The organism is Microbispora sitophila, from assembly GCF_014892245.1.
GTDB lineage: Bacteria > Actinomycetota > Actinomycetes > Streptosporangiales > Streptosporangiaceae > Microbispora > Microbispora siamensis.
In genome coordinates, this window is sequence record NZ_JADBGC010000013.1 from 187,503 (window position 1) to 203,282 (window position 15,780).

Here is a 15,780-nt window from a genome sequence, read left to right on the forward strand (position 1 = left end):
CGCGCACTATCGGCGGCGAGTGAACGTGTGACTCCATCCCGGCTGTTTTCCACACTGTCCACACCGTCATCCCCAAGGTTGTCCACAGGGTGTGGGGAGAAGGGGGACGCGCAAAGACCAACAAATACGTATCGTCTGGACCATGAACGGCTATGGGGGGCCGGGAGGTTACCCGCCCGGACCACAGGGACCACCGCAGGGACCACGGGGGCCGCAGGGATCGGGGGGTTCACAGGGCCCAGGGGGTCCCCAGGGACCCCGGCACCGGGGACCGTACGGGCAGCAGGGGCAGCCGGGGCCCTACGGCGTCTATCCGCCGCCGCCCGCACAGCCACCTGTGCCGCCACCTCCGCCGCCACCTCTGCCGCCACCGATTCCGCCGACGCCGCCGCCCCTGCAGCGGCCTTCCAGCGCCCCCAGCTACCTGTGGGCGCTCGCCCCGCTGTACACCTGCGGCTTCGGCACTCCCTTCAGCATGATGTACGCGGCCATCCGCCGCCGCAGCGTGACGTACGGGCTCGCCTCCGCCGGGTACGCCACGGCCACCGGCCTGTGGATCTACCTCGCCGAGCTGTACGAGGCGACGGAGGCGCCGGTTCTGGCGTCCGTTGCCATGGTCCTGTGCATGCTCGGCCCCTGGCTCTTCGGCACCGTGCACTCCCTCGCGGTCAGGAGACAGGTGTTCGGCGACGCCGCGCCGTACGAGACCGGGAACAAGCAGGCGATCGCGCTCGCGCAGCACCGCCGAGCGCTGCGGCGGCAGGCCAGGGAACTGGCGCAGCACGATCCGGTGATGGCGCGCGAACTGCGGATCGGGCGGCCCGACCTGCCCCGGCAGTACGACGACGGCGGCCTCGTCGACGTCAACCACGCCCCCGCTTCGTTGATCGCGAACCTGCCCGGCCTGACGCCCGCGCTCGCCGAGCAGATCGTGCGCGTGCGCGACCAGGTCGGCGGCTTCGTCTCGGCCGAGGACGTGTCCGCCGCCGCCTCCCTGCCCCCGCACCTCACCGCCGACCTCGCCGAATACGGCATTTTCCTCCCATAGTCATTCGGTAATCCCGGTTGTCGTCGCACATATCCCTGGCTGGGCCATCGGCGTTTCCTTAGGCTTTAGGGTGCGTCAGCCGTGACAGCGGGAGGGGCCAGTGACGTCATCCGAGATCGCCGAATGCAGGGCGGACATGGCCGCGGCCGCCACCGCCGTACGGGACGTTCTCCAGGCGCTCACCGCCGTCCCCGCGATGTTCGGGGACCACACCTGGCAGGGCCCGGCGGCCGACCGCTGGGCCGCCGGTTGGAACGCCCGTAAAACCCAGCTCACCAGGCTGTTCGACGCCGTACTCGCCGAGCAGCCGCGCCTGATCGCCCGCGTGGAGGAGGCGGAGCGCCGGAAAGCCGCCTCGTAGACCGCCGCAACGGAAGGAATGCCGTGGGCGAATTCGTCGGAGTCGATCCCGCGAATCTCCAGGAGCTGACCAAACGGCTCGAACAACTCCACGATCTGCTGGCCCGGCACAGTCCGCTCATACAGCAGAAAATGCAGAAATGGGGGAGCGAAGTCGGAACGACGTCGTTGCCCGGCCTGATCGCCGCCGCGCTCGACGACGTCCGCGACATGGACGCCCGCACGACCAGGGCGTACGAACTGGCGAGGCAGCAGGGCTGGAACGCACTGACCCGCGCGCCCGGCGTCCCCGGGCTCACCTTCAACCGCCCCCCGAACGTACGGCTGGACTGGGAGGCGACCGGGCAGAGCGGTTACCAGGGCAAGCGCGACGCCGAGGCACTGACCGCCGCCCTCGCGGCGGGCAAAAACCCCGAGGACACGCGCATCGCCCTGTCAGGGCTGTCGGAGCGCCTGCAGCAGCACCTCACCGACAAGGACTACCAGGCGGCCTTCTGGGCGGGCGCGGGGCCGCTCGCGCTGCGGGCGGCCCGTGCGCTGTACGAACGGGCCGGAACCGCCCTGTTCAGCGCGGAGAGCGTGAGCATACTGCCGGCGCTCGGGGCGTCCCTGGCCGCCGCCAGCCAGATGCGCGTCGGCACGGGAGAGGACCGCCGGCCCCTCCTGCCCGCCGAGACCCGCGCCGCCCTCACCGCAAACTCCGACCCCTGGTCGGTGGGGATGCTCGTGAAGTACGGCCCCGAGGGCAGGTCATGGGACTCCCGCCTGCTCGCCGACCTGACCCGCGCCATGCTCGACGCCCGCGCCGCCGGCAAGACGATCTGGCCGCCTGCCCGCGGCGAGCTGGAGACGGACGCCGACGCCTCACGTCAGCAGCGGCTGATGGCGGAGTACGACGCCGTGGGGGCCGTCCTCAAGCGGGCCGCAGAGAACGGCCTGGCCGCCCGGCACGTGCTGGGCGATCCCGCCACCGGCCTCACGTACGCCCGCATGCTCGTCAGCGACTCCTGGCACACCCCCGGTTACGACCCGGGGCCCTTCCTGAGCTCGTACGTGCACCCGGGCGGCACGCTTCCCCCCACCGGCCAGGTGGACCTTTCCGCTCCCACCGCGGCCTTCCTCAAAGCCGCCGTCTCAGCCGAGCGCGGCACCTCCCTCGACGCCAAGGAGTCCGCCTGGTCCGTCGTCCACATCGTCCAAGCCACCGCCGAATTCTCCAAGCTCCACCACGGCACTACTCTTCCCGCAGGGATTCGCGGAGCCTTGATCTACGTTGCCGGCCGCTACCTTCCCGATTTCGCACAGTCGGTGAATCACGATTTCGCCTCCGGCGCTCTGCAGCAAGGAAACAAGACTTCAAACCCCTGGGTGGCCATCAACAAGGTCGATGAGCTTGAGGGCTTTTTCATACAGGCCTTGCAGAAGCCCGAGGAGTTCGGCGTGTTCAAGGGTTTGATGGCCTCTCGTGTGAGCGCGGCCGTCGCAGCTACCATCCAGGACCCTTCAGACCGGAACTATCTCAGGGAGATGGGCGGGCTCTTCGGATTGATCCAGCGAGTGGAGAACACGCATCACTTCGAGGGACAGCTACGCGCAGACGAGGAGGCCGCCAAAAACCAGATGCTGCTCGCGACGGGAAGCGGCGGGTTCGGCGCCCTCGGCTTCTCCAATCCTTTGGGGCCTGGGACGATCACACAAATCCTCACCGCCCTCGCTACGCCTGCCTTGAACGAGGCCTTCGATACAGGACATGCCCTGAAGGCCCTCAAAGCCAATATGGATGCATCCCGGCAACAGGTCTTCCAAGTAGAAGTGCCTGTCGTCCAAGGGCTTATAGACGCGGGAGCAGCGGACCCGCCACCCCATGCGAGTTGGGTGAGAAACGGGCGCGTCGTTCCCGATGCCGCCCTGGTCGACTGGATCAGCCTGCACGCCGACAGCCGGTACGCGGGAAGGACGCTCACAGATTGGATCACGGAAGCGCAGATTGCCATGAGGATGCAGCAGTGAAAGCGACAAAGCTCGCGGTGCTCACGATGTGTCTGCCCGTCCTGCTTGTGGGGTGCACCGAAGAAAGGCGGCCTCCTTCCACCAACGACGAGGCGAAGAGACGCGACGCGGCGCTCGTGGCGGTGGTGCAGTGCCTAGTCGATCACGACAAGATTCCGCCCGCACACCTCAAGCAGCAGCCGTGGTTGAGGGACACGAAGGTGCAGCCCAGCGCCGAACTCGTGACCTGGAAAAGCGATCACGAGGAGACTGTCTACGCGGGTAAGACGCTGCAGGCGTGGGAGGACGAGGCGACGGCGGGGTGGCCGGGGTGGAAGTGCCCGTGGTGAGGCCGCTCAGGCGATGAGGACCCTGACGACGCCGGTGAGGGCGAGCTGGAGGAGGGCGAGGGGCACCAGGACGGTCCAGGCGAACTTCTGCAGCTGGTCCTCGCGCAGCCGTGGGTAGCTGACGCGCACCCAGATGACGACGAAGGCCAGGGCGAAGACCTTGAGCAGCGTCCACACCGGGCCGGGCAGGAGGGGCCCCTGCCAGCCGCCGAGGAACAGCACGGTCGTGAGGGCGGACAACACCACGATCCCGGCGTACTCGGCCAGCATGAACAGGGCGAAGCGGAACCCGGCGTACTCGGTCATCGGGCCCATGATGATCTCGGATTCCGCGATCGGCATGTCGAACGGCGGCCGGCGCAGTTCGGCCAGGCCGGCGACGAAGAACACGAAGGCCCCGATCGCCTGCCAGGGGAGCCACCACCAGCGCCACTGCTCGGCGATGCCCTGCAGGGACAGCGTGCCCGCGGCCATCGCCACGCTGGAGGCGGCGAGCACCAACGGCAGCTCGTACGACATGAGCTGGGCGGCCGCCCGGATGCCGCCGAGCACGCTGTACTTGTTGGCCGAGGCCCACCCGGCCATGATCGCGCCGAGCACGCCGACGCCCATCACCGCCAGCACGAAGAACAGCCCGGCGTCGAGGTCCACGGCCGCCAGCCCGGGGCCGACCGGGATCACGACCATCACGACGAGGTACGGCACGAGCGCCACCGCAGGGGCGATCGCGAAGACCCGCCGGTCGGCCGCGGCCGGGATGACGTCCTCCTTCTGGGCGAATTTGACGCCGTCCGCGAGGAGCTGCGCCCACCCGTGGAAACCGCCGGCGTACATCGGCCCGAGGCGGGACTGCATGTGGGCCATGGCCTTGTGCTCCATCTGCCCGACGATCAGCGGCAGCAGCAGGAACGCCGCCACCACGACGACCAGCCGGACCGCTATGTCGAGCACCTCGGCCATGGAATCCCTCTCACCCGGAGGCCCAGTCGGGTGGCACGCCCGGGGGCAGCATCCTGCGGCGGCTCGGTGAGCCGTGGTCGGATTCCCCCGGTTCCTTGGCGCCGGGCCAGGCCTTGGCCACCCGGGCTGCCAGCACGAAGTCCTTGCGCAGCGGGTGACCTTCGAAGCCGTCCGGCAGCAGCAGCGGGCGCAGGTCCGGATGGCCGTCGAAGACCACGCCGAACATCTCGTACGTCTCCCGCTCGTGCCAGTTCGCCCCCCGGAAGACGCCGGTGGCGGTCGGCAGGCGGGGGTCCGCGCGCGGCACGCGGGTGCGCACGAGCAGGTGCGCGAACGCGACCGGGTCGAACACGTGGGCCACGACGGAGAACGCCTCGGGCGGCTCGTCCACGGCGGTCAGCCAGTCGAAGAACTCGAACCCGGCCGAGCGCGCGAACGCCAGCGCGTCGATCCACTCGCCGGGGTCCACGTCGAGCACGTCCTGGCCGAAGGAGTCGGTGACGCGTGAGCCGTACCGCTCACGCAGGGCCTTGGCGGCGCTCATGTCCCCGCCCCCGGCAGGTAGCGGTCCTCCAGCGTCTCGCCGGCGATCTTCTCCTGGAGCTTCATGATCCCGTGGAGCAGCGCCTCGGGGCGGGGCGGGCATCCGGGGACGTACACGTCGACCGGGATGATCTGGTCCACGCCCTTGGTGACGCAGTACGAGTCCCAGTAGGGCCCGCCCGAGTTGGAGCAGGCGCCGAACGAGATCACGTACTTGGGGTCGGGCATCTGCTCGTACAGCCGCCGTACGGCGGGAGCCATCTTGTCGGTCACCGTGCCCGACACGATCATCAGGTCGGCCTGCCTGGGACCGTTGGCGAACGGGATCACCCCGAAGCGGATGAAGTCGTGCCTGCTCATCGACGTGGCGATGAACTCGATGGCGCAGCAGGCCAGCCCGAAGTTGAAGACCCACAGCGAGTAGCGCCGGCCCCAGTTCAACACGAACTTCATGGGCTTGGGCGCCAGCCGGGACATCGGCCCCACCGTGGGCATCGGGAGATCGTTCACGGGCATGCGGTCACCGCCATGCCCTCCATTGTCCTCCCCGGAGCCGGTCGGGTCACGTCCAGCCCAGCACCCTCTTGCGCCAGGCGTACAGGATGCCGAGTGCGATGAACGCGAGGAAGACGAACATCTCCACCAGCGTCGTCATGCCGTACCCGGGGGCGGCGAAGACGGTGGCCCAGGGGAAGAGGAAGACGGCGTCGACGGCGAAGACCACGTAGAGGTACGTGAAGACGTAGTAGCGGATCTGCGACTGCGCCCAGCCCTCGCCGACGGGATCGACCCCGCACTCGTACGTCGTGAGCTTCTCGGGGGTCGGCCGGCTGGGACGTAACATGCGGTTCACGAACAATCCGCCCGTGAAGATCGCCATCCCGACGAGGAAGAGGACGACGACCACGGCATATGAGCCGAAGTATCCACTCATAACCGCCTCCCAGGTCTCGAGAATAACCCCGGCACGATCTCAAGGGCTGAACACCTGACGGTCACATCCGGGTCCCCCGCATATAGTTGAGGATCGTGACCCGAATCAAGCTCGTCGCCCGCTTGCACCTGGACCTGTGCCGGCTCGCGTCGGGCCTGTGTCGCCCGGACGGTTCGCGAAGCTGACGGTGCGCCGCCCCCCGGCGGCCGAGGCACCAGCGGGAACGCGCCACAGGTGCGGAAAGTCCCGGTAGAGCGCACCTCAAGTGCGCATCTGCGAAAAACCAGCGTGACCCCGATGGATCTAGCATGGATATGACAACGTGCCACCAGCAGGCAGGCCTGGGCGCGTCAAGGAGGATTGAGGAGCTGTGACCAAGCAGGTTCAGCAACTCGACCGCGTGATCATCCGGTTCGCGGGTGACTCCGGCGACGGAATGCAGCTCACCGGTGATCGGTTCACGGCGGAGACGGCCCAGTTCGGCAACGACCTGTCGACGCTCCCCAACTTCCCGGCGGAGATCCGCGCTCCCGCCGGCACCCTGCCCGGGGTGTCGAGCTTCCAGTTGCACTTCGCCGACCACGACATCCTGACCCCCGGCGACGCGCCCAACGTGCTCGTCGCCATGAATCCCGCCGCGTTGAAGGCGAACCTCGGGGACCTGCCCAAGGGCGCCGACATCATCGCGAACACCGACGAGTTCACCAAGCGCAACCTGGCCAAGGTGGGCTACGACGGCAACCCGCTCGAGGACGACTCACTGGCCGAGTGGCGCCTGCACGCGGTGCCGCTGACCTCGCTGACGGTCAAGGCGCTCGAGGGCTACGACATCTCCAAGAAGGACGCCGAGCGGGCCAAGAACATGTTCGCGCTCGGGCTGCTGTCGTGGCTGTACCACCGGCCGACCGAGGGGACGATCCAGTTCCTCGAGGCCAAGTTCGCCAAGAAGCCCGAGATCGCCAAGGCGAACATCGCGGCCTTCCAGGCGGGCTGGAACTACGGCGAGACGACCGAGTCCTTCTCGGTCTCCTACGAGATCAAGCCGGCCACGCTCCGCCCGGGCACCTACCGGAACATCTCCGGCAACCAGGCCCTGGCGTACGGGCTGATCGCGGCGTCGGTGCAGTCGAAGCTGCCGCTGTTCCTCGGGTCCTACCCGATCACCCCGGCCTCCGACATCCTGCACGAGCTGTCCAAGCACAAGCGGTTCGGGATCCGGACGTTCCAGGCCGAGGACGAGATCGCCGGCGTGGGCGCCGCTCTCGGGGCGGCCTTCGGCGGGTCGCTCGGCGTGACCACGACCTCCGGCCCGGGCATCGCGCTCAAGGCCGAGACCGTGGGCCTCGCGGTGACCACGGAGCTGCCGCTGATCATCGTGGACGTGCAGCGGGCCGGCCCGAGCACGGGTATGCCGACCAAGACCGAGCAGACCGACCTGCTGATGGCGATGTACGGCCGCAACGGCGAGTCGCCGGTGCCGGTGCTGGCGGCGGCCACGCCGTCGGACTGCTTCACGATGGCGATCGAGGCGGCGCGGATCGCGCTGAAGTACCGCACGCCGGTCATGCTGCTGTCGGACGGCTATCTGGCCAACGGATCGGAGCCGTGGCGCATCCCGGACATCGACGAGCTGCCGGACATCTCGGTGCTGTTCACCACCGAGCCCAACGATGAGGACGGCACGACGTATCTCCCTTATCTGCGTGACCCGGAGACGCTGGCCCGCCCGTGGGCGGTGCCGGGCACGGCGGGGCTGGAGCACCGGATCGGCGGCATCGAGAAGGCCGACGGCACCGGGAACATCTCCTACGACCCCGACAACCACGACAAGATGGTGCGGCTGCGCCAGGCCAAGATCGACGGCATCGACGTGCCCGACCTGACGGTCGACGACCCCGACGGCGACGCCCGGGTGCTCGTGCTCGGCTGGGGCTCGACGTACGGGCCGATCGCGGCGGCGGCCCGCCGGGTGCGCGCGAGTGGGCACAAGGTGGCCCAGGCGCACCTGCGGCACCTGAACCCGCTGCCGGCCAACACCGGCGAGGTGCTGCGCTCCTACGACAAGGTGCTGCTGCCGGAGATCAACCTCGGCCAGCTCGCCATGCTGCTGCGGGCCCGTTACCTGGTCGACGTGATCAGCTACAACCGGGTGCGCGGGCTCCCGTTCAAGGCCGCCGAGCTCGCCGCCGTCATTCAGGACGTGATCGAAAGTGACTGACACCCTCAATGGCAAGGGCCTGGCCCTCATCCCCCGTACGGACGCCAAGCAGACGCTGAAGGACTTCAAGTCCGATCAGGAGGTGCGCTGGTGCCCCGGCTGCGGTGACTACGCGATCCTGGCGGCGGTGCAGAGCTTCCTGCCCGAACTGGGGCTCAAGCGCGAGAACATCGTGTTCGTCTCCGGGATCGGCTGCTCCTCGCGCTTCCCGTACTACCTCAACACCTACGGGTTCCACTCGATCCACGGGCGGGCTCCGGCCATCGCCACCGGATTGGCCGCCTCCCGGCCGGACCTGTCGGTGTGGGTGATCACCGGTGACGGCGACGCGCTGTCGATCGGCGGCAACCACCTGATCCACGCGCTGCGCCGCAACGTCAACCTGAACATCCTGCTGTTCAACAACAGGATCTACGGCCTGACCAAGGGGCAGTACTCCCCCACGAGCGAGGTCGGCAAGATCACCAAGTCGACGCCGATGGGGTCGCTGGACAAGCCGTTCAACCCGATCTCGCTGGCGCTCGGGGCCGAGGCCGGGTTCGTCGCCCGGACCATCGACAGCGACCGCAAGCACCTGCAGGGCGTGCTGCGCCAGGCCGCCGAGCACCGCGGCGCCTCGCTGGTGGAGATCTACCAGAACTGCAACATCTTCAACGACGGCGCCTTCGACACGCTGAAGGACCCGGGCACCCGCGACGAGATCACCGTCCGGCTCGAACACGGGCAGCCGATCGTGTTCGGCACCGGCGACAACGAGCGCGCCGTACGGCTGTCGCCCACGGGCGGCGTCGAGGTCGTGCGCCGCGCCGAGGTCTCCGACGGCGAGATCCTCGTGCACGACGCCCACAACCCCGACCCGTCGCTGGCGTTCGCGCTGTCGCGGCTGGACGAGCCGGCGTTCGAGCACGTGCCGATCGGCGTCTTCCGCTCCATCGACCGGCCGTCGTACGACCAGCTCCTCAACGAGCAGGTCCAGACGGCCACGGCCGACAAGGGCACGGGCAGCCTCGCCGACCTGCTCCACGGCGGCGACACCTGGACCATCGGCTGACGTATCCGAGGGGCGGCTCCCAACGGGCCGCCCCTCACGGAAAACCCGCACGGCGTCTCCCGCATGAATAGGCTTCTCGCCTAGAGCATGATCCACGCGACGTGTCAGGGAGGCCTCCATGAGGTGGGACAGCAGCCGTGTCCTGGTGACAGGCGCCACCGGATTCATCGGATCCCGGCTCGCCCTGCGCCTGACCTCCCTGGGCGCGCAGGTGCACGGCGTCAGCAGGCGGGAGGTCGCCGACGACACGCTCATCTGGCACACCGTCGACCTCAGGGACGCCGAGGCCACCGGGGAGCTCGTCCGCTCCGTCCGGCCGGACGTCGTCTTCCATCTCGCCGGAGAGGTGACCGGCTCGCGCGGCGCCGAGTCCCTGATGCCCACGCTGACCAACACGGTGATGGGATCGGTGAACCTGCTCGACGCCGCACGCGGCGCCGGCGTCCGGGTCGTGATGGCCGGCTCCATCGAGGAGGCCCGGTCGGAGCTGGGCGAGACGCTGACCTCGTCCCCGTACGCGGTCGCGCGGTGGGCCGCGACGGGGTACGCGCGGCTGTTCCACCAGCTGTGGAATGTCCCGGTGACCGTCCTCAGGATCGCCATGGCGTACGGCCCCGGCCAGCCCGACACCACCAAGGTGGTCCCCTACGTCACGCTGTGCCTGCTGCGAGGCGAGGAGCCGCTGCTGACGGCGGGGAAGCGGCGCATGGACTGGGTGTACGTCGACGACGTGGCCGAGGCGTTCGTGCTCGCCGCCGAGAGGGAGGAGGCGGTCGGCCGGGTCTTCGACATCGGCACCGGCGACGGCATCGCCGTACGCGAGATCGTGAGCAGGCTGTATGAGCTGGCCGGCAGCACGGCGACGCCGCCGTTCGGCACGCGGCCCGAGCGCGTCATGGACGTCGAGCGGTTCGCCCATGTGGAGGAAGCCGCCGAGGTGCTGGGATGGCGCGCCGGAACGCCCGTGGACGAGGGGCTCAGGCGCACCCTGGAGTGGTACGGCCGGCGGCTGTGACGGTCACTTTCCCCTGTCGCGACCGAACAGTTCGACGATGGCGGGCGGGGTCCAGCGCTTGGCGACCTGCCTGGCGTTGAACTTCCATGTCTCTCCCGGCCGCTCCTTGAACAACGTCGTGTGGTCCTCGGTGACCTCTTCTTCGGGACGGCCGTTGGTGTAGTAGTACAACGCCATGGATCGCCGGGCCCGGTCCTCCGGGCAGGTCAGCGGATCGGGGTGGCCGTGGTTCGCGTCGTCCGTCGTGGCGAACAGCACGAACCTGTTGAAGACGGGCAGGATCTTGTGCTCGCAGACGGTCATGTCCTTGCTCCACAGCTGCAGGTGTCCGCCGTAGCTCTCCTCCCAGTCCTTGTTCAGGTAGAGCAGGCCGTTCAGCCGCCGGTCGAGGTTGAGCCTGCGGCTCTTGTTGAAGTCGGCGTGCACCTTCAGGAAGCCGCCCGGGCGGATCTGGTGCAGGCCGCCGCCCTCCAGGTGAGGGTCGGACACCAGGTGCTTGATCCCGGTCAGCCGCTCCAGGAACTCCACGAACACACCGCCGTTGAACTCGGCGAGCAGGGCCCTGGTCGCCGGGCCCATCTTCTCCGTGTCGGCCAGGGCGAGCTTGATCTCGCGGGCGTCGTCGAACCGCTGCCAACTGGCGTCGCGAGGCTCGGGAAACTCGGACAGGACGGGCTCCAGCACGCTGGGCGGCAGGAAATCGTCGATGACCACGTGCCGGAACGGCTTGGCGTCGAGGAAATCCGCGCGCAGCCGATCGGCGATGGGGAACAACTCCTCACGCCTGAAGGTGAACGCCTGAACATCGTGCATGCCGCCAACCCCCTCGAACCTGCCGATCCCACTGGTGTACATATCGTGGCGGAGAAGTCCGCTCGTTACAGGGAAAGAGCCGACGCCTGAGGCGCTAGCATGCGCGTGGCCGGAACGTCGCAACCGTCGGAGCCCTGCCCCGGAGGCCCGCATGCCAGGCACCCCCCGCGTCGCCGTCGTGATCGTCACCTACAACAGTGCCAAGATCCTCGGAGGGTGCCTGGATTCGTTGGCGGCCGGAGCGCGGGGCGTCGATCTGCGCGAGATCGTCGTCGCGGACAACGCCTCCAAGGACGAGTCGGCGGCCATCGCCCGGCGAGCCGGGGCGACCGTGGTGCAGGTCGGCAGGAACGCCGGGTACGCGGCCGGTTTCAACGCGGGCGTGGCCGCCCTGGACCTGGAGCGGCTCGACGCTGTCATGGTCCTGAATCCCGACTGCCGCCTGCGGCCGGGCTGCCTGGCGCCGCTCGCCGCGGCACTGGACGAACCGGGCCGCGGCATCACCGCCCCACGTCTGGTGGGCCTGGACGGCCACACCCATCCCTCCCTGCGCCGGGCTCCGAGCGTACGGCGGGCGTGGGCGGAGGCGTTGATCGGCGGGCGGCTGGCCGGGCGCATCGCCGCCCTCGGCGAAGTGATCACCGACCCTGCCGTCTACGAGCGGGCGGGGCAGGCCGAATGGGCGACGGGTGCCGCCCTCCTCATGTCGGTGAAGGCGCTGACCGAGGTGGGGCCGTGGGACGAATCTTTCCTCCTGTACAGCGAGGAGACCGAGTACGCGCTGCGTGCCGCCGAGCGTGGCTGGTCCCTCTGGTACGAGCCGGCCGCCACCGTCGAGCACATCGGCGGCGACGCCAAGATCAATCCCATGCTGGCCGCGCTGTTGACGGTGAACAAGGTCAGGCTGTTCCGCAGACGCCGCGGCCCCGTCTCCACCATGGCCTACTACCTCGCCGTGGTCGTCGGCGAGAGCATCCGCGCGCTACGCGGGCGACGAGCGGCGCGCGAAGCGGTGGTGTGGCTACTGCGCCCCTCACGCCGCATCCAGGCTCTGCCCGAGTGAAGAGCCATACCGGAACGGTTCCGTAGAGGCGCCCGATACCCGATCACCGTAACGATCGACGCGACGCACGCGACTACTGAGGGGATGCTGTCGTGACGAGGGGGCCTGCCGGTGAGAATCAGCGTGTTCGGGCTCGGCTACGTCGGCTGCGTGTCGGCCGCCTGCCTGGCGGCGCGGGGTCACCAGGTCGTCGGCGTGGACGTCAACCCCCTCAAGGTGGACCTGATCGGGCGTGGCCGGGCGCCGGTGGTCGAGGAGCGGATCGGCGAGCTGACCGCCCAGGTCGTCGCCTCCGGTGCGCTGCGCGCCACCACCGATGCCGTCGAAGCCGTCAGGGAGAGCGAGCTGTCGCTGGTCTGCGTCGGCACTCCCTCCGCGTCCAACGGCAGCCTGTCCACCGCCTACCTGGAGCGGGTGGCCGAGCAGATCGGCGAGGCGCTGGCGGACCGGCAGGACTGGCACACCGTCGTGTTCCGCAGCACGATGCTGCCGGGCACCACCGCCTCGGTGCTCGTCCCCATCCTGGAGAAGGCCTCGGGCCGCACCGCCGGCGTCGACTTCGGCGTGGCGGTCAATCCGGAGTTTCTGCGGGAGGGCACGAGCGTCCGCGACTTCTTCGACCCGCCGAAGACCGTCATCGGCGAGCTCGATCCGGCCAGCGGTGACATGGTCGCCAGGCTGTACGAGGGGCTGCCGGGACGGGTGTTCCGGGTGCCGGTGACCGTCGCCGAGATGACGAAGTACGCCGACAACTCGTTCCACGGCCTGAAGATCGCCTTCGCCAACGAGCTCGGCGCCGTCTGTGCCGCTCTCGGGGTCGACTCCCACCAGGTGATCGACGTGTTCCTCGCCGACACCAAGCTCAACGTGAGCCCCGCCTACCTGCGCCCCGGTTTCGCCTTCGGCGGCTCGTGTCTCCCCAAGGACCTGCGTGGTCTCGTCTACGCGGCGCACCGGGCCGACGTCGCGGTGCCGCTGCTGTCCCATGTGCTGCCGTCGAACGAGGAGCACCTGCGCAGAGCCTTCGACCTGGTCGTCGCGGCCGGCAAGCGCCGGATCGGGCTGTTCGGCCTGTCGTTCAAGCCGGGCACCGACGACCTGCGGGAGAGCCCTCTGGTCGAGCTCGCGGAGCGCCTCCTGGGCAAGGGCTACGACCTTCGCATCTACGACGCCAATGTTTCGATGTCTCGCCTTATCGGGGCTAATCGGGACTACATTGAGAGCCGGCTACCGCACCTGAGCGAGCTGCTGTCCAACTCGGCCGAAGACGTGCTCGCGCACGCCGAGGTCTGCGTCGTGGGATGCGATGATCCCGCGGTCCTGGACGCACTCGTCCACGCAGGAGACAGGAACGTCGTCGATCTCATCCGCCTGCCCGACGCCGAGGAGCGTCGGCGACACCCGGGATACGTGGGACTTGGCTGGTAAGGCACTCATCCTGGTGGAGAACCTGTCCGTGCCGTTCGACCGGCGCGTATGGCAGGAAAGCCTCGCGCTGCGCGACGCCGGTTGGGAGGTGCACGTCATCTGCCCGCAGGGCGCCAAACGCGACACCGAGCCGTACGCCGAGATCGACGGCGTCAGGATCCACCGCTATCCGCTCAAGGCCGCGACCGGCGGCCCGCTCGGTTACCTGCGCGAGTACGGCTCCGCCCTCTGGCACACCTACCGATTGGCGCGCCGGCTCGGCCCGATCGACGTCATCCACGCCTGCAACCCGCCGGACCTGTTCTTCCTGATCGCCAGGCTGCTCAAATCCCGGGGTGCCCGGTTCCTGTTCGACCAGCACGATCTGGTGCCCGAGCTGTACCTGTCACGGTTCCAGCGCGGCCAGGACTTCCTCTACCGGCTGGTGTGCCGCCTCGAGCGGGCCACCTACCGGGCGGCCGACGTCGTCGTCGCCACCAACGAAAGCTACCGGGAGGTCGCGCTCACCCGTGGCGGCAAGCGCCCGGAGGACGTCTTCGTGGTGCGCAGCGCGCCCGCCGTCGAGCGGTTCCACGAGGTCCCGCCGCAGCCGGAGCTGAGGAAGGGCAAGCCGCACCTGCTGTGCTACCTCGGCGTCATGGGACCCCAGGACGGCGTGGATTACGCGTTACGCGCCCTGGCGAAGCTGCGGGACGAGCAGAACAGGACCGACTGGCACGCGGCCTTCGTCGGCGCGGGGGACGCGTTCGACGACATGGTCCGGCTCGCCCGCGACCTCGGCCTGTCGGACCTCGTCGACTTCACCGGGCGCATCCCCGATGAGGACCTCCTCCGCTACCTCTCCACCGCCGATGTGTGCCTGTCGCCCGACCCGCTCAACCCGCTCAACGACGTCTCCACGATGAACAAGGTCATGGAGTACATGGCCATGGCCCGCCCGATCGTCTCCTTCGACCTCCGTGAGGCGAAGGTCTCCGCCGGCGAGGCGGCGGTCTACGCGCCGCCGAACGACGAGTCGGAGTTCGCCAAACTCATCGCCATGCTCCTCGACGACCCGGAGGAACGCCGCCGGATCGGCGCGATCGGGCGAGAGCGGGTCGCCGGCCCACTGTCGTGGGAGAACTCGCGGAAATCGCTGCTCGCGGCGTACGAGGCGGCCCGGACCCGGTGAAGCCGATCGCGAGCGTCGTCATCCCGGCGTTCAACGAGGAGTCGACCCTGGGCCGCTGCCTGGAGCCGTTGCTGGCCGGAGCCGAACCGGGCGAGCTGGACGTGGTCGTCGTCCCCAACGGATGCACGGACGGGACAGCGCGGGTCGCGCGGCGACTCGGGGCGAGGGTCGTGGAGTCGGCACGGCCGGGCAAGGCGAACGCGCTGTGCCTGGGCGATGCGGCGTGCTCGGTGTTCCCCCGCATCTATCTGGACGCCGACGTGCTGCTGGACACCGGATCCGCGCGGGCCCTGGTGGCCGCGCTCGAGGATTCCGGCGCGCTGGCCGCCGCGCCTGTCCCGATGTGGGACCTGTCGGGCACCAGCCGTACGGCCCGGCGGGTCCACCACGTGCACGAGCAGTTGCTGAAGCCGCGGCGGGCGCTGGCGGGCGTCGGCGTGTACGCGCTGAGCCGGGCCGGGCACGCACGGGTGTTCCCGCTTCCCGACGTGGTGGCCGACGACGAGCTGGTGCACCGTAGCTTCGGCCCGCACGAGCGCGTAATCGTGCACGAGGCGCGATCGGTGGTGAGGCCGGCGCGGACGGTCAGGGCGCACCTGCGCCGGCGCGTACGGGTCCGGCTGGGCAACCGGCAGCTGGCGAAGCTGGGTCTGCCGGCGCCCGAGGGAAGGCTCGGACCTCGCGCGCTCGCGACGCTGGTCGCGTCCCGGTCCGTGAGCCCCCTGGACGCCGCCTGCTACCTGGCCGTCCTGCTCGCCGACCGCGCGCTGACCCGGAGAGAGTCGGCACGCGCGACCTCGATCACCTGGGCGACCGACACAACCAGTAGGTGAAGGG

General features: G+C 69.2%; 16 protein-coding genes. 11 read left to right on the top strand and 5 right to left on the bottom strand.

Going from position 1 to position 15,780, the window contains the following annotated elements; translation table 11 throughout:
• Positions 1-337: 337 nt before the first annotated feature.
• The 4 genes from IL992_RS48505 to IL992_RS24495 all read left to right on the top strand — a co-directional run bounded on the left by IL992_RS48505 (position 338) and on the right by IL992_RS24495 (position 3,747).
• Positions 338-1,048 carry a ComEA family DNA-binding protein gene (locus IL992_RS48505; RefSeq protein WP_319018793.1) on the top strand — a complete coding sequence of 237 codons (711 nt, stop codon included), beginning with the start codon at positions 338-340 and terminating at the stop codon, positions 1,046-1,048.
• A 100-nt stretch (positions 1,049-1,148) separates the two neighbouring features.
• Complete coding sequence (locus IL992_RS24485) at positions 1,149-1,409, top strand: hypothetical protein (protein WP_193205703.1); 261 nt, start codon at positions 1,149-1,151, stop codon at positions 1,407-1,409.
• A gap of 23 nt (positions 1,410-1,432) precedes the next feature.
• Positions 1,433-3,418, top strand: a complete 1,986-nt coding sequence (locus IL992_RS24490) for a hypothetical protein (RefSeq protein ID WP_193205704.1) — start codon at positions 1,433-1,435, stop codon at positions 3,416-3,418.
• Complete coding sequence (locus IL992_RS24495; protein WP_193205705.1) at positions 3,415-3,747, top strand: hypothetical protein; 333 nt, start codon at positions 3,415-3,417, stop codon at positions 3,745-3,747. The genes IL992_RS24490 and IL992_RS24495 overlap by 4 nt, the downstream gene beginning before the upstream one ends.
• A gap of 6 nt (positions 3,748-3,753) precedes the next feature.
• Here IL992_RS24495 and nuoH read toward each other — a convergent pair whose 3' ends face one another.
• From nuoH to IL992_RS24515, 4 genes are read right to left on the bottom strand one after another with little or no spacing between them, the layout of a single operon-like run.
• A complete protein-coding gene (gene nuoH, locus IL992_RS24500; protein WP_193205706.1) occupies positions 3,754-4,707 on the bottom strand; it encodes an NADH-quinone oxidoreductase subunit NuoH in 954 nt (317 codons plus the stop codon).
• Positions 4,708-4,717: 10 nt separating this feature from the next.
• The gene (locus IL992_RS24505; RefSeq protein ID WP_193205707.1) at positions 4,718-5,251 is read right to left on the bottom strand and encodes an NADH-quinone oxidoreductase subunit C; all 534 of its coding nucleotides are present in this window, start codon (positions 5,249-5,251) and stop codon (positions 4,718-4,720) included.
• Complete coding sequence (locus IL992_RS24510; protein WP_193205708.1) at positions 5,248-5,766, bottom strand: NuoB/complex I 20 kDa subunit family protein; 519 nt, start codon at positions 5,764-5,766, stop codon at positions 5,248-5,250. Before IL992_RS24510 ends, IL992_RS24505 begins: the two co-directional genes overlap by 4 nt.
• 46 nt (positions 5,767-5,812) lie before the next feature.
• On the bottom strand, positions 5,813-6,184 hold the full coding sequence (locus IL992_RS24515; RefSeq protein ID WP_193205709.1) for an NADH-quinone oxidoreductase subunit A: 372 nt from the start codon (positions 6,182-6,184) through the stop codon (positions 5,813-5,815).
• Positions 6,185-6,554: 370 nt separating this feature from the next.
• Between IL992_RS24515 and IL992_RS24520 the strand changes: the two genes are divergently transcribed.
• From IL992_RS24520 to IL992_RS24530, 3 genes are all read left to right on the top strand, one after another.
• Positions 6,555-8,402, top strand: coding sequence for a 2-oxoacid:acceptor oxidoreductase subunit alpha (locus IL992_RS24520; RefSeq protein WP_193205710.1), 1,848 nt, complete (start codon positions 6,555-6,557; stop codon positions 8,400-8,402).
• Positions 8,395-9,453, top strand: a complete 1,059-nt coding sequence (locus IL992_RS24525; RefSeq protein WP_193205711.1) for a 2-oxoacid:ferredoxin oxidoreductase subunit beta — start codon at positions 8,395-8,397, stop codon at positions 9,451-9,453. Before IL992_RS24520 ends, IL992_RS24525 begins: the two co-directional genes overlap by 8 nt.
• 118 nt (positions 9,454-9,571) lie before the next feature.
• Complete coding sequence (locus IL992_RS24530; protein WP_193205712.1) at positions 9,572-10,468, top strand: NAD-dependent epimerase/dehydratase family protein; 897 nt, start codon at positions 9,572-9,574, stop codon at positions 10,466-10,468.
• Positions 10,469-10,471: 3 nt separating this feature from the next.
• Here the strand turns inward: IL992_RS24530 and IL992_RS24535 are convergent, their stop codons facing one another.
• Positions 10,472-11,281, bottom strand: a complete 810-nt coding sequence (locus IL992_RS24535) for a 2OG-Fe(II) oxygenase (protein WP_193205713.1) — start codon at positions 11,279-11,281, stop codon at positions 10,472-10,474.
• Between the two features lie 151 nt (positions 11,282-11,432).
• Here IL992_RS24535 and IL992_RS24540 point away from each other — a divergent pair, with 151 nt between their 5' ends.
• The 4 genes from IL992_RS24540 to IL992_RS24555 all read left to right on the top strand — a co-directional run bounded on the left by IL992_RS24540 (position 11,433) and on the right by IL992_RS24555 (position 15,776).
• A complete protein-coding gene (locus tag IL992_RS24540; RefSeq protein ID WP_193205714.1) occupies positions 11,433-12,344 on the top strand; it encodes a glycosyltransferase family 2 protein in 912 nt (303 codons plus the stop codon).
• Positions 12,345-12,455: 111 nt separating this feature from the next.
• Positions 12,456-13,772, top strand: a complete 1,317-nt coding sequence (locus tag IL992_RS24545; protein WP_319018795.1) for a nucleotide sugar dehydrogenase — start codon at positions 12,456-12,458, stop codon at positions 13,770-13,772.
• A complete protein-coding gene (locus IL992_RS24550; RefSeq protein ID WP_226873683.1) occupies positions 13,762-14,943 on the top strand; it encodes a glycosyltransferase family 4 protein in 1,182 nt (393 codons plus the stop codon). The genes IL992_RS24545 and IL992_RS24550 overlap by 11 nt, the downstream gene beginning before the upstream one ends.
• On the top strand, positions 14,940-15,776 hold the full coding sequence (locus tag IL992_RS24555) for a glycosyltransferase (protein ID WP_193205716.1): 837 nt from the start codon (positions 14,940-14,942) through the stop codon (positions 15,774-15,776). The genes IL992_RS24550 and IL992_RS24555 overlap by 4 nt, the downstream gene beginning before the upstream one ends.
• The last annotated feature ends 4 nt before the right edge of the window (positions 15,777-15,780 follow it).